Source organism: uncultured Eubacterium sp. (assembly GCF_934295145.1).
Taxonomy (GTDB): domain Bacteria; phylum Bacillota; class Clostridia; order Lachnospirales; family Lachnospiraceae; genus Eubacterium_I.
In genome coordinates this window covers 1-13,501 of the sequence record NZ_CAKRAS010000003.1, presented here as the reverse complement: position 1 = coordinate 13,501, position 13,501 = coordinate 1, and the positions used below count along the sequence as shown (strand labels likewise).

Annotated in this window: 11 protein-coding genes and 1 pseudogene; 3 read left to right on the top strand and 9 right to left on the bottom strand. The window is 38.4% G+C overall.

Annotation, left to right across the window (positions count from 1 at the left end; translation table 11 throughout):
* The first annotated feature begins 268 nt into the window (after positions 1-268).
* Positions 269-1,495 (top strand): argininosuccinate synthase, encoded by a 1,227-nt coding sequence (locus Q0I54_RS01010; RefSeq protein ID WP_296115696.1) that lies wholly within the window; start codon positions 269-271, stop codon positions 1,493-1,495.
* Between the two features lie 239 nt (positions 1,496-1,734).
* Here the strand turns inward: Q0I54_RS01010 and yfcE are convergent.
* Both yfcE and Q0I54_RS01000 read right to left on the bottom strand, forming a co-directional pair.
* Positions 1,735-2,303: pseudogene (yfcE, locus tag Q0I54_RS01005) on the bottom strand (phosphodiesterase).
* Positions 2,304-2,413: 110 nt separating this feature from the next.
* Positions 2,414-3,214: an MBL fold metallo-hydrolase gene (locus Q0I54_RS01000; RefSeq protein ID WP_296115694.1), complete on the bottom strand. Its 801-nt coding sequence runs from the start codon at positions 3,212-3,214 to the stop codon at positions 2,414-2,416.
* 150 nt (positions 3,215-3,364) lie between these two features.
* Here Q0I54_RS01000 and Q0I54_RS00995 point away from each other — a divergent pair, with 150 nt between their 5' ends.
* Positions 3,365-3,847 carry a GNAT family N-acetyltransferase gene (locus tag Q0I54_RS00995; protein WP_022035651.1) on the top strand — a complete coding sequence of 161 codons (483 nt, stop codon included), beginning with the start codon at positions 3,365-3,367 and terminating at the stop codon, positions 3,845-3,847.
* A 282-nt stretch (positions 3,848-4,129) separates the two neighbouring features.
* Here Q0I54_RS00995 and Q0I54_RS00990 read toward each other — a convergent pair whose 3' ends face one another.
* From Q0I54_RS00990 to Q0I54_RS00960, 7 genes are all read right to left on the bottom strand, one after another.
* On the bottom strand, positions 4,130-4,576 hold the full coding sequence (locus Q0I54_RS00990) for a DUF1287 domain-containing protein (protein WP_367270766.1): 447 nt from the start codon (positions 4,574-4,576) through the stop codon (positions 4,130-4,132).
* Positions 4,577-4,889: 313 nt separating this feature from the next.
* The gene (locus Q0I54_RS00985; RefSeq protein ID WP_296115691.1) at positions 4,890-5,534 is read right to left on the bottom strand and encodes a chloramphenicol acetyltransferase; all 645 of its coding nucleotides are present in this window, start codon (positions 5,532-5,534) and stop codon (positions 4,890-4,892) included.
* A 79-nt stretch (positions 5,535-5,613) separates the two neighbouring features.
* The gene (locus Q0I54_RS00980) at positions 5,614-7,005 is read right to left on the bottom strand and encodes an ATP-binding protein (RefSeq protein WP_296115690.1); all 1,392 of its coding nucleotides are present in this window, start codon (positions 7,003-7,005) and stop codon (positions 5,614-5,616) included.
* A 113-nt stretch (positions 7,006-7,118) separates the two neighbouring features.
* The gene (locus Q0I54_RS00975) at positions 7,119-8,051 is read right to left on the bottom strand and encodes a hypothetical protein (RefSeq protein ID WP_296115689.1); all 933 of its coding nucleotides are present in this window, start codon (positions 8,049-8,051) and stop codon (positions 7,119-7,121) included.
* A gap of 241 nt (positions 8,052-8,292) precedes the next feature.
* Positions 8,293-9,048: an EFR1 family ferrodoxin gene (locus Q0I54_RS00970; RefSeq protein ID WP_296115688.1), complete on the bottom strand. Its 756-nt coding sequence runs from the start codon at positions 9,046-9,048 to the stop codon at positions 8,293-8,295.
* A gap of 39 nt (positions 9,049-9,087) precedes the next feature.
* Positions 9,088-10,023, bottom strand: coding sequence for a DUF1848 domain-containing protein (locus Q0I54_RS00965; RefSeq protein ID WP_296115686.1), 936 nt, complete (start codon positions 10,021-10,023; stop codon positions 9,088-9,090).
* 12 nt (positions 10,024-10,035) lie between these two features.
* A complete protein-coding gene (locus Q0I54_RS00960; RefSeq protein WP_296115684.1) occupies positions 10,036-11,628 on the bottom strand; it encodes a spermidine synthase in 1,593 nt (530 codons plus the stop codon).
* 274 nt (positions 11,629-11,902) lie between these two features.
* On the opposite strand from Q0I54_RS00960, the gene Q0I54_RS00955 reads away from it, so the two are divergent.
* A complete protein-coding gene (locus Q0I54_RS00955; RefSeq protein WP_296115683.1) occupies positions 11,903-13,300 on the top strand; it encodes a sodium-dependent transporter in 1,398 nt (465 codons plus the stop codon).
* The last annotated feature ends 201 nt before the right edge of the window (positions 13,301-13,501 follow it).

The window sequence follows — 13,501 nt, the reverse complement described above, 5'->3', positions numbered from 1 at the left end:
TTTTTTCAAATGAAAAGGACTTTTTATTTTTTTTGTTATTCTGTGCGTCCTGAATAAAAAGGTGTATTTTTATAAGTAAAATATGTATAAATTTACACTTGCATTCTCATTCTGATTGTAGTATGATGAATCAGGTCGAAAACAAAGGGTAAATTTGTTTTCAGAATAAATATTCAAATGATTAGATTCGAATTCTTTCTATTATTAGAAAATATTTCATTTAATGAACGGATCTGCATAACAGTAAGAAGAGAAAGGAATAATTAAAATGAAAGAAAAAGTTGTTTTAGCATATTCTGGTGGACTTGACACAACAGCAATCATCCCGTGGTTAAAAGAGACATACGACTATGATGTAGTATGCTGCTGTATCGACTGTGGACAGGGCAAAGAGTTAGAGGGACTTGAGGAGCGTGCTCAGTACTCAGGTGCTTCCAAATTATATATCGAAGATATCTGTGATGAATTTGCAGAGGATTACATTATTCCTTGTGTGCAGGCGGGTGCTGTATATGAGAACAAATATTTACTTGGTACTGCTATGGCTCGTCCGGGTATCGCAAAAAAATTAGTTGAGATTGCAAGAAAAGAAGGTGCTGTTGCCATCTGCCACGGTGCAACCGGAAAAGGAAATGACCAGATCCGTTTTGAACTTTCCATCAAAGCACTTGCTCCGGATATCAAAATCATTGCTCCTTGGCGTGATCCGAAGTGGACCATCGATTCCCGTGAAGGCGAAGTGGAATACTGCAAAGCACATGGTATTGATCTTCCATTTGCCATGGATCAGAGCTACAGCCGTGACTGCAACTTATGGCACATCAGCCATGAGGGACTGGAACTTGAGAACCCGGCCAATGAGCCGAACTACGATCACCTTCTTGTATTAGGTGTTTCTCCGGAAAAAGCACCGGATGAACCTGAATATGTCACAATGACATTTGAATCCGGTGTTCCGAAAACAGTAAATGGCAAAGAGATGAAAGTTGCTGATATCATCCGCGAGCTGAACCGTCTTGGCGGAAAACATGGTATCGGTATCATTGATATCGTTGAAAACCGTGTTGTTGGTATGAAGTCCCGTGGTGTATATGAGACTCCTGGCGGAACCATCTTACTTGAGGCTCAGAAACAGTTAGAGGAGCTGACTCTTGACCGTGCTACTATGGATACAAAGAAAGATATGGGTAACCGCATGGCTCAGATCGTATACGAAGGAAAATGGTTCACACCGCTTCGTGAAGCTGTTCAGGCATTTGTAGAGTCCACTCAGAAATATGTGACCGGTGAAGTTAAATTCAAACTTTATAAAGGTAATATCATCAAAGCCGGTACTACTTCCCCATACTCCTTATACAGTGAGTCTCTGGCAAGTTTTACAACCGGTGACCTTTACGATCATCACGATGCAGACGGATTCATCACATTATTCGGTCTGCCGTTAAAAGTTCGTGCCATGAGAATGCAGGAACTGGCAAAAGAAAACCAGAAATAAGCGAGCGTATTTTGCGAGCGCTACTTCTTGAATGACAATTCAAGAAGGGAAAACGTAAAACAATTTCATACATAAATTGCAAAGCGTGAACGCTACTTCTTGAACGATAGTTCAAGAAAGAAAACAAAGCATATATTTAACCCCGGCAGCAGGATAATAAGAATATTCTGCCGCCGGGGTTTTTATTTTCAAAAAAATGATGTTGGGGTAAAAAGATGCCATTCGAATTGTTCCGTACTTCATACTCCCACAATTCTCTCCAATATTCGCATATCGTAAAACATCTGCTCTATCCCCTGCAGATTTTTCCACAAAAAACCGCCATTTTCATAAATCATATATCCATGCCAGCTTTCCTCTTTTGGAATGGAAACAGATCCGGGATTCATGTAAATATAATCCGGATGTTCTACGCATTTTGGTACATGGGTATGCCCATTCAGCAAAATGTCTCCTTTATGAAGCGGCGGCAGATTATCCTCGTTAAAATGATGACCATGTGTGGCATAGATCACATTTTTCTCATCTGTGATCACACAGTAATCTGCCAGAACCGGGAACTCAAAACCATCTGATCCACTTCTGTATCACAGTTTCCACGTACACAGAGAATGTCCTGTTTACGCTGGTTTAACAATGCGATTACTTCCTTTGGGTTATATTCTTTTGGCAGATTATTTCTTGGACCATGGTACAAAATGTCACCAAGCAATAATAACCGGTCTGCTTTTTCTCTGTCGTATGCTTCCAGCAATTCTCTGCAATAATATGCTGATCCATGAATATCTGATGCGATCATCCATTTCATAAATAATATCCTCCACGTATCGTATTTATTAAGTCTATCTATATTATTATGTTTATGTTCTTTTTGTTTTTATAAAAATAGTGACTAGATAACGTTTCCTTCTATTTTCTTTAGAGAACCAGCGTCTCTAAATCTTCCGGCACAAAAATAGTTCCATTGAAATACTTTCGTCCTTCATTTTGATAAAGTTCTTTTCTTCGTAGCAGATTTTTGTCTTCCGTATGATATAACAACAGATTTTTTACATGCAATTCTTCTGCCAGTTTGCTTGCATCTGCCACTGTGGAATGATGCTTTTCATACGGATGAAAAATATCTGCTTCGCTCTCCAGACAAAATGCTTCATGCAATAACCATGTGCTGTTCTCTGCAAACTGTTTTTCACATGGATTATATTGCTCATCACCGCAACAGGTAAGTTTTTCTCCATTACCAAGTTCCATGCAGAAACCGAATTGTTTCGCTTTCGTTGACTGGATATCGAAGAACGTAACTTTTTTAGATAAAATGCTGACAGACTCATCATCTGCAACGGGAATGAGATGCAGTCGTTTTCCAATAAACGCAACATCTTTCTTTTGCAGAAGTTTCTCTGCCAGATTCTTCAGCAGTTCAATCACTTCTTCATGCGCATAGACCGTGGCCTCACCTTCATATTCGCCCTGTCTCATATGCTGACAGATCATACGCAACATCCAAATGATACCGGTAATATGATCAATATGCTTGTGCGTCACAAAAAAGGTTTTGATGTCCTTCCAGTTGATTCCGGCGTATTTTAACTGATGCAGTATCGTACTTCCTCCACCACCGTCTACCATAAAATATTGCTGATCTTCCTGTAATACAAAGCAGGTGTTGTAGCACTCCGTCACAAGCGCATTTCCGGTTCCAAGCATTGTGAGTTCCATAATTTTCTCCTTCTGAATCAAAAAACTACAGGGATATTATAACACATATGATTTGCAAATACATATTTTTTCCATTCCTCTACTACACATTGCCAACATGTAATGTTATAATAGACAAACATGATACTAAAATATTTTTGAGGTGAAAAAATGACCATACGAACTGCTACTATGAATGACTTAAATGCGATCACTGCTGTGGAAGCAGAATGTTTTCCAGCGGCAGAAGCGGCTTCCAGAGAAGAATTTTCCAAACGACTGACATATTATAACGACCATTTCTGGTTGATGTTTGATGAAGATAAACTCATTGCCTTTGTGGATGGATTTGTAACAGATGAAGAAACTCTGACCGACGAAATGTTCCATGACGCTTCCCTGCACAACCCTAACGGCGCATGGCAGATGATTTTTGGTGTAAATACGATTCCTGATTATCGCAAACATGGCTATGCCGGTGAACTGATCAAATCCTGCATTGCAGACGCAAAAGCGCAGGGCCGAAAAGGACTTGTTCTGACCTGCAAAGAAAAATTGCTGCACTACTATGCAAAATTCGGTTTTGTAAATGAAGGACTTTCTGAATCCGATCATGGCGGCGCAGAATGGTATCAGATGCGTATTACATTTTAAAAAGGAGCCATTTTCGGCTCCTTTTGCTTCTCATATAGAATATTTTCTAAAGATAGCATACTAAGAAATAAATTTCTTAATATCCTTAATCCACTGGTCAATCTGGATTTGTGGTGTCTTTTTTGTTGTTTCCTCCTATGCATTTCTTTTTCTGTTGGTATCATAGCACTTGGAGTTCACTCCATGTCAAGAAATTTTATTCGCTCTACCGTAAAATGTAATGGCAACTTCCTGCTTATAGGACTTAATTCCGGGTAGCTGACGTTAGCCTTATATGACATTCTACTTCCAACGATAATGTCCCACAATATCATCCCGTTTTTCCAAAATATCCTGTTCATAGGATTTCTGCCACGGATCATTATGATGAATCACATATGAAACACCATTTTTATTTCTTCGGTCTGAAACAATTCCGATATGCTTTTGAAAAATAACGATATCTCCGCCCTGCCATTCCTCTGTTTTGGAAGCATCTGTGGTCAGGCTTTCTGCATTATTTGCAAAAAACACCTGCAGATTTTTCACTCTGCGAAAGTCAATGTTTGAATCTGGCTCTTGGATATCATAATCTTCCGGATGATTCTGAATGTCTTCATTTACAAGCTGCATCAGATCATAACCGGCAGCCTGCATTGCAAATGCTACCACATCCGTACACACACCATAATTATCATTCGAATAACCACTGTTATAATATTTACTCTTATACTTCGGTTTTGTGTTAATATAATCCTAAGCTCCCTGAAGGATGTCTGTCTGATCGTCAATGCCATCCTGGTCATAATCTATGGAGCTGTGCACTTGCTCATACTTTTGTTCGGATAAATCAGGTAACCTTTTCGGAGAAGTATGCTGATATCGAAGGAAAATGCCAATAACTATGACGACTACTATCACAAGTATGATAAAAATACATTTCTTCTTTTTCATAAAATCTAACCTATAATTTGTACAAGTCCAAGTTTCATGTGTTCTTCTCTCCAATTCTTTGTAAATGCTGGATCTACTAAGTTTGTCTGCTATTAGAATATCATCAATCTCAATTTTTTAGTGCATTTATTTCGTTTTGCAGATATTCAAAAAATAGTCCGATATGATAGCCATCCGCTACAGCATGAGCAATCGTAATATTTACGGGCATATCTATTCTATCACCATTCTTTTCATATTTTCCCATCGTAATAATTGGAAAAAAAGCCGGTTCTCCATTTGCAACTCTGCTTCCACAGCCAGTAAAAGCCGTCCATGGTGTACAGGATATACAATAAAAATTTGCCGGTTGTTGTTCTTTTACTTTAATTCCTTTTTTGTCCTTATAAGTATGCATATCTGTCGTTATATTCTGAAAGCATTTTTCAAAATCTTCCTCATATTCCGACCAGCAATCGGAAAAAGTTTTGTCATCCTGATGAAAAATTGTATAATTTGGATTTATTTTATCCCATACGCATAGATTTCCTTCATTGTCCCGAAACATCTTGAAATTTTCTATTTTATTAAGAACTTTGGTAACAATATATATTACAGTCGGATAAAATTTGTAGTTGTGAATATAGCAGAAATCCAATAAATTTTTAACATCAATTGGTGCTGTCATATTTACTTCTATTTTCAACTTTTCTGTATAATACCGATAATGTTCTTTACGCGCCCAATTTTCAATATCTATCTTTTTAAAATTCATAAATCATGCCATCCCTTTTCATTTAGTTCTCTCCATTCGTTCACTTGACGCGGGGGAATGCTTATTCTGCGTTCAAATTTTATTTCATATCAAGTAAAATACCATACACCATTTCGTTCCCCTTAACTACAAAAGTCAGATTTTCCTTTGCCTGATTCAACAGGTGAAATAAGCTCCGCACCTCGGATTGTCCATTCCTCATCAGATTCCTGGATCTGAGATACTGTTCATCGTCATAATAATAACGTTCATCTAACATCACAACCATTTTCTCAGTATCCCGAACCGCTGTAATGCCAAGTTCTGTACTTTCCCCTTGTGGAAAATACTGATAACCCTGTCGTACATAATCCTGCACCAGCGTATCTGCCTCTTTTGCATCATTTGCATATACCACAGACACATGTGGATACTGATTTTGATTTTTCCTTATGGGCAGATGCATCATATTTTGAATAAAAGAAGAAAGTTCTGCATTGGTTCGAATTCGATTTGTAAGGCGGAACGTCTGTAAATTCGGCAGTTCTTGCATCCGTTTTAGGGTGCTCTGGTCCATTTCTTTCGGCGAAATCATTTCTTCGGAATCACTGGAAAAAATGATCGGACGATTTTCACTCATATCCAGTAACACATTTAATTTATCTACCGAAAGCAGATGCGCCTCATCTATCAATATCGCATGATAATCATCTAATGAATATTGTGTTTCCAACTGATTGTCTGATAAAAAATCAATCCGCTGCAAACGTTTATGTAAGATTTCCCATTTCTTTCCTGCTTCCCCACAATGAATGATGCAGACTTGCTGTCGACTAGATAGTTTCATTGCGATATCATAAAGAAGCAATGTCTTTCCTGTACCCGGCAGCCCACTGAAAGAAAAAAATCCAGTCTGTTCCTCACGGATTTTCTTTAAAATCTGACGTTTGATATCCCGCTGCTGTGCCGTCAGAAAATATTCTTTGTTTAAAAATCGATTTGGTTCTGTCAACGGCGAAAACAAATACCATTCTGCCCGGAACAGATTTTCAATATCACCGAAATAGTCCTTACCCTCTTTTTGCAAAGCTGCGCACAACTGTTCCCAATTTGCCTCTATTACATGATCGTGGTTCGTCAACCGCATTAATTGATTCTGACTGCTGATATAAGTGTAAGACTGAACCGGTTTGCCAAGCACGGACAGATAATATCGATTCTGAATTAACTGTTTTTGTATTGCTTCTTCCGAAACAGTTCCGCTTTTCAACTCGATATTGACAATCTGATCCTCTCTGATCTGTAAAAGATCAAATTCTTTGCCAAGACGTGGAATCTGAAACGAATAAAACATGCGAAGTGCCGATACATCCTGCATATGAAGTTGCAGCTGTTCGACCAGTGCCCGCATACTTTCCAGTTCCCACTCTTTCATTTTCAGCATGTGTTCTCTGCCGGATAACTGCTGCTCCAGTTTCTGTAAATGTTCCATATTCTGTTTTCTAGTCAATGCATAGATAGATATTGATCTCATAAAATTGCCCTTTATTATTGTGCAAGCAATTTCTAACTACTTGCACTTATCTTTTTGCTGTGTCTGCATTCTTAAAACAAATCCAGCATACTATCCAGATAAATTACTTCTCTGACCTGTAGTTGATACTCTGGTTTGGTCATGTAATATAATAAAAATTCTAATACAATAGCACTGCCCAATCCCCGACCTTCAATCTTAAAATTTGAAAATCCCATTGGCAGATACACATTCTGAATATCGTCAATACTGATAAACGCAGGATTTCTCATTGCCTCTGAAAAACGATAGCCATACGCAGCATTCGGTGCTGTACAACGATGATCCGGACAGTTCTCCCCCAGGTTTTGGCGACTGACCGTCTCATAACATCTCTTTCTATCAGTACAGCCAATCCAGCAACACTCATTGCACAAAAATTCTGCTTTGTCTTTTTCTGATTGCGTCAATGTATTTAACTGTTCAAATGCCTTATTCAATCTGAAATCAGGTACAACATACTGAAACTCTTCTCGTTTTACTTCTTTTGCAAATTCATGAAAATCAGTCAGAACTTTTGTTGTGGAAGATACTAAATATAGATTCGGATAATTTTGTTTTAAATAATCCACCAGTAATTCTGAATGGACGATAACACCATTTTTTGCACCACTGTTTTTTGAATTACCATTTTCATTATCCTGCTCAAATAAAGCACATAATTCGTTGCATTTTCTATCTGATAAATGTTCTTTTCTGAGCATGGAATTACTGAAAGTCAGTCTGGCAGATATGCCATATTTCCTCATCAAATCCAAAACATCCTGCGGATTTTCGTCTCCACTTCCGATTCGCCCACCGCCCCAGAGACAGTCTGTCGGTGCACCGTAAATGGAACTGATCTCACACCAGTCATAAAAATATTCTCTATGCTCCTGATAAAGAGGAAGGAATATTCTATACAGTTCATAAAATTCAAACAATCCCGGCAAATGGTAATATGCTTTTTTCTTAATGACATTCATTTTCCATCACTCATCCAAAATATCTTTTTTCGAATATTCCGTACTCGCTGTGCCAGCTTTTGATCCAATTCTTCTGCTGTTTCCCATACTAACCGCTCCATATGCCACCTCATTATATAGACAATATTTTATCTAAAATTACATATTTTTTTCAAAATAGATAATATTCTATCTATACAATTTTTATCATATAATTCATACAACATCAATATCAGTCCGATAAATAATAGGTTGTAAAAGATTAATCAAAAATTTTTTCAAAAGTATATCGTGGTTTTCCTTCGCTTTTCTTTCCATATTCGATTGCTTCTGCCGGGCAGTAACAGATACATGCCATACAGTGCGTACAATTTGAACCCCATGCAGGTTTTCCATTTTTCAACTGAACATTGTTTAACGGACAGACCTGTACGCATTTGCCACAACTTATACAAGCATCCGTAGCCATAAACTTGTCTGCTTTTACAAACATTGGATAAAAAATAGTATTTACCGCGCTGCTCATAATTTTATCATACATATTATTACGCGGCTTTGAAAACTCCCGTTTTGCCTGAATATCTTTTATTACGTCATCAATCGACGGTTCTGCTTTTGCAACAATCTCCTTTGCTTCCGCTTTACCCGGAACTCCAAACATTGCGATATAGTTTTCCGGCATCACAATCTGTGCAGTTCCCATATAAGAAAGATGCAATTGTCGGCTTAATTCTTGATTGTATTTTGCTGCATTTCCAATTTCGCCACCACAGTCCATCACAAACCAGATTTGCTTCGCTTCTGGAAATTTTGTCTGCTGTAACCAGTTCAAAACAACACGCGGAATTCTCCATGCATAAGTCGGAACAACAATCACCATACTTTTACCAGTCATGACATTAGCCGTATTTCCTTCTTTTATCCGATCATTCATACTCAATATGTCTTCATTTAGTGCTGTTGCAATTCGTTCAGCAATATATTTACTGTTTCCAGTTCCTGTAAAATATAAAACCATTTTAAATGCTCCTTATATAACACAAAATTTTTTCAAAATTTACATAAAATCTTCCAATGTCATCTGACCATTGATCCAACTTTTCTGCTCCGCCTTATGCACCCTATCATCTGGCATCCGATTTCCAATCAAAAACGGTGAGGTCGGATCATGTCTGGCATAATTTGCATTTACCGTATCCGCATCATAATTTGCATAACAATACCGACACAGATGCAGACAAGTATTATAGGCTCCGATATCTGCTCCCAACAAACAGGCACATTCTTTCCGAAGCTGATTTCTCTTTGGAAAATCCATGCTTGTATGCAATGCCTGTTCATAAATCTGTTCTGTCATGCATCCGCTGCAGTCTGCTCCATATACTGCCAGTTCATCGCCTTCTCCACATGGACGAACCGTCATGCCATGTTCTGCAGCAATCTCAATCATTGCCTTACCAAGATACAGACGATCTTCTTTTTCCACAGATCGTACTTCTGGAAAATTCTTTCTTACTTTTTGATACAGATCAATAAAACTGATGACACAGTTTTGGGTATATCCCTCCAACACAGAAGCCATATGGCTAAATTGCTGAACATGATAATTTACCGTGTAGGTATCATCCAGAAAAATCGGATCATACCGCCAGCCAATCGAATCAATTCCTACAATTTCAGATAATTGCTGAAATGCCAAAAGCACACGTTCTTTATCTGGAACCATCGGTTCGATATCTTTTCCATATGGTGTAATCGTCACATACCAATACATGCCATAGGGTTGCAATAAATCCATATATTTTAACATTGGTTCTGGATTCTTTGTACAAAATCCAACCAGATCAACAACAGAAGGATCTAAACTATACTCCGTCACCTGAATTGGATTATAGGGATTCCGCACACAGATAAATCCTTCCTGTATTCTGTTTGCAAACCAGTCTGCATAAAATGCCGGAATATCCGTACGCATTCCTGTATGAATAATCATATGCACCCTTCCTTACAACTGCTCCAACAGTCCCTGCAGTCCATCTGTTTCGTAAATCTTCTTATAATAAGCAACTTCATCCTGAATCAGCTGATCGATCACACGCATACCAAGCAGCTCCACCGGTGCTTTATCATCCGTCATAATATAATCTCCACCGCTGTAAGCCACCGCATTTGCGGAAACCTTTGCCATCAGATTTCGTAAATCTGAATCTGTCACCTGTGCTGTATTTTTCTGCAATACGTTCATCATATCCACATCATCCGAAGCAAACAATTCACGGTTTGTGGAACCGTCCACATCTACAGTATAAACGTTCCCAAACACAGAAGAAATGGTATCAGACAAATACTGATTAATATTGCCCTCTCCGCTGCCGCGCATATTCATATTTACCACCATAATGCCATCATCCGTCAGATGCTCTTTTACCATACGGAAAAATTCTTCGGAAGACATCTGAAAGGGGATTGTAATGTCCTGATACGCATCCACCATGATCACATCATATTTTTTATCTTCTGCCTGTAAATAAGCACGTCCATCATAAGTTGTCACTTTTACATCATCCGGCAGGGAAAAATATTTTCTTGAAAGATCGGTGATTTTTTTATCAATCTCTACACCTTCCATCTGTATATCACCAAAATATTTTTTGCACTGTGTCGCATAAGTGCCGGTTCCCATACCAAGGATCAGCATGTTCATATCTTTGGTTGCTTTCTCTGGCACCATCAGCGGTGCTGCCATAGCATAATCGTAATACATTCCGGTCAGCCCATCTTCTTTCATATAGACAGACTGCACGCCAAACAATACGTTTGTGGACAGAATCACCTGTCGGTCATTTTCAGACACCTGCAGATAATTGTAAATAGACTCTCCTTCGTAAGTTAGATCTTTCTGCCAGAATGCAAAAGAATCAGAATAGCCCAATGCACAGCAAAGTCCGAAGATCACACATGATGTGATCACTTTCTTTTTCCCGGTATGAGTTGTAAGAAAATAAATCAGACTCAGCACAATTAAAATTCCGGAAAAAATGAGAAATGTGATGGATGTTCCTACCGCCGGAATTGTTACAAAGGTCGGTACGAATGTTCCGATAATGCTTCCGATCGTATTAAATGCACCTAATGTACCTACCGTTTTTCCACTGTCCTCCAGACTGTCTACGGAATATTTTGCCAGAGACGGAGTTACTGTTCCAAGTAAAAACAGCGGGAATACAAAAATCACCATACATGCTACAAAAGCTGCTATAATCAGGAAATTGTTATTGACCGTAAAAATTAACAATGCCGAAATTCCAAGCACGATATATTTTCCAACAACAGGAATCAGTGCAATCCAGATCGCTGCAATCAGAATCCGGCTGTATAATTTTCCCGGATCCGGAGACTTGTCCGCGCTTTTACCACCGTAAATATTGCCCAGCGCCATGGCGATCATAATGGTTCCAATGATGATCGTCCATACAATCTGTGACGAACTGAAATACGGTGCCAGCAGTCGGCTTGCACCAAGCTCCACTGCCATGACAGACATTCCGGCGAAAAATTCCGTCAGATACAAAAATAACTTGTTCTTTAAAATGTTCATGACTTTAAATACCTTTTCCCTTTACTGTTACTTTTTTGTCAAAAATCTAACAACAGTATACCATAAATTTTGAAACAGTTTTTATTTTTTTGTATATCTTAATCCTATTCGTGTTCTATTCGCTTTCCATGTCCTATTTTTACTGAAAAACAGAATGATAGATTTGTGCTTGAGACCGCGAAATCACTGTACTTTTAGCGGATTTAGTGCTATTATGCTTAAGTGACATTTTTTGTCATTACATATATCTTAAATTTATGAGGTGAATGAGCTTATGAAACAAAAGAGTGGTTTTAGTGGACAGCTGGGATTCGTATTCGCAGCTGCCGGCAGTGCCGTCGGTGTCGGTAACTTATGGAGATTTCCATATCTTGCAGCAAAAGACGGCGGCGGTCTGTTTCTGATCATATACCTGATACTTGTTTTTACGTTTGGCTTTACACTGCTGACTACAGATATTGCAATTGGTCGAAAAACCGGTAAAAGTGCAATTTATGCGTATCAGGAAATGAAAAAGAAATGGAAATTTTTAGGTATTTTAACCTTCTTTGTACCTGTACTGATCATGACTTATTATGCAGTTATCGGTGGATGGATTTTGAAATACATCACTATTTATCTGACCGGTTCCGGAAAAGAAGCTGTGGAAAGTAACTGCTTTACAAACTTTATTTCCTCTCCGTCTTCTGTATGGTTCGGTCTGATCTTTATGTTTTTGACTGCACTGATTGTATACAACGGAGTGGAAAAAGGTATTGAGCGTGTATCCAAATTTATCATGCCGATACTTTTACTGATGGTCATTGGTATCGCGATTTTCTCACTGACATTAAAACATCCGGTAGAGGACGGAACTGTCAGAACCGGTCTGCAGGGTCTAAAAGTATATCTGACACCTGATGTAAAAGGACTTACGGTAACAAGATTTTTACAGATTTCTCTGGATGCAATGAGCCAGTTATTCTTCTCCTTAAGCGTATCCATGGGAATCATGATTACATACGGTTCTTATGTAAAGAAAGATGTAAATTTAAATAAATCCATCTCCCAGATTGAGCTGATGGATACCGGTGTTGCTCTGCTTGCAGGTGTTATGATCATCCCGGCAGTTTATGTATTTTCCGGCTTGGACGGTATGTCCGCAGGACCTGGTCTGATGTTTATATCCCTGCCGAACGTATTTTATTCCATGGGACTGGCAGGACGAATCATTGGTCTTCTGTTCTTCGTTTTGACTGCATTTGCGGCACTGACTTCCTGTATTTCTGTACTGGAGTCCATCACCGCAAACTGTATGGAATTATTCCATGCAGAAAGGAAAAAAGTTACCAGCATTTTAACGGTTATTTATCTGGCAGCAACTGCAATCATTGCACTTGGTTACAGCACATTTTATGTGGAAGCACAGCTGCCAAACGGAACTACCGGACAGTTACTCGACATCATGGATTATATCAGTAACAGTTTTATGATGCCATTTATCGCACTGCTCTCTTCTATTCTCATCGGTTGGATTGTAAAACCATCCTGGATTGCAGAGGAAATGGAGTTAAATGGCAATAAGTTCAAACGAAAAAAATTGTATAATGTAATGATCCGCTATATCATGCCAGTTATTATGTTTATTCTGTTCCTTCAGTCCACCGGATTACTGAATAAGATTGCAGGATAAATACGATATCTGATAGCAAAGAAAAAATAAAAGGATTGATTGTTTGTACACAATTAGATGTACCTACATATCAATCCTTTTTATTATCTTTGTTTTTATTTTGAACAGGCAAGCCTATTCTTTCCCCTCTGCATACTGTTCCAGATATTTATGTACAGAACGTGACATTTCTTTTGAAAAATCAGAATTGTATTTACGCTT

What these genes read in the sequence shown, in the direction of transcription:
- Q0I54_RS01010 (WP_296115696.1), top strand. Translation starts at nt 269, where the DNA reads ATGAAAGAAAAAGTTGTTTTAGCATATTCTGGTGGACTTGACACAACA.
- Q0I54_RS01000 (WP_296115694.1), bottom strand. Translation starts at nt 3,214, where the DNA reads ATGGAACTCACAATGCTTGGAACCGGAAATGCGCTTGTGACGGAGTGC.
- Q0I54_RS00995 (WP_022035651.1), top strand. Translation starts at nt 3,365, where the DNA reads ATGACCATACGAACTGCTACTATGAATGACTTAAATGCGATCACTGCT.
- Q0I54_RS00985 (WP_296115691.1), bottom strand. Translation starts at nt 5,534, where the DNA reads ATGAATTTTAAAAAGATAGATATTGAAAATTGGGCGCGTAAAGAACAT.
- Q0I54_RS00980 (WP_296115690.1), bottom strand. Translation starts at nt 7,005, where the DNA reads ATGGAACATTTACAGAAACTGGAGCAGCAGTTATCCGGCAGAGAACAC.
- Q0I54_RS00975 (WP_296115689.1), bottom strand. Translation starts at nt 8,051, where the DNA reads ATGAATGTCATTAAGAAAAAAGCATATTACCATTTGCCGGGATTGTTT.
- Q0I54_RS00970 (WP_296115688.1), bottom strand. Translation starts at nt 9,048, where the DNA reads ATGGTTTTATATTTTACAGGAACTGGAAACAGTAAATATATTGCTGAA.
- Q0I54_RS00965 (WP_296115686.1), bottom strand. Translation starts at nt 10,023, where the DNA reads ATGATTATTCATACAGGAATGCGTACGGATATTCCGGCATTTTATGCA.
- Q0I54_RS00960 (WP_296115684.1), bottom strand. Translation starts at nt 11,628, where the DNA reads ATGAACATTTTAAAGAACAAGTTATTTTTGTATCTGACGGAATTTTTC.
- Q0I54_RS00955 (WP_296115683.1), top strand. Translation starts at nt 11,903, where the DNA reads ATGAAACAAAAGAGTGGTTTTAGTGGACAGCTGGGATTCGTATTCGCA.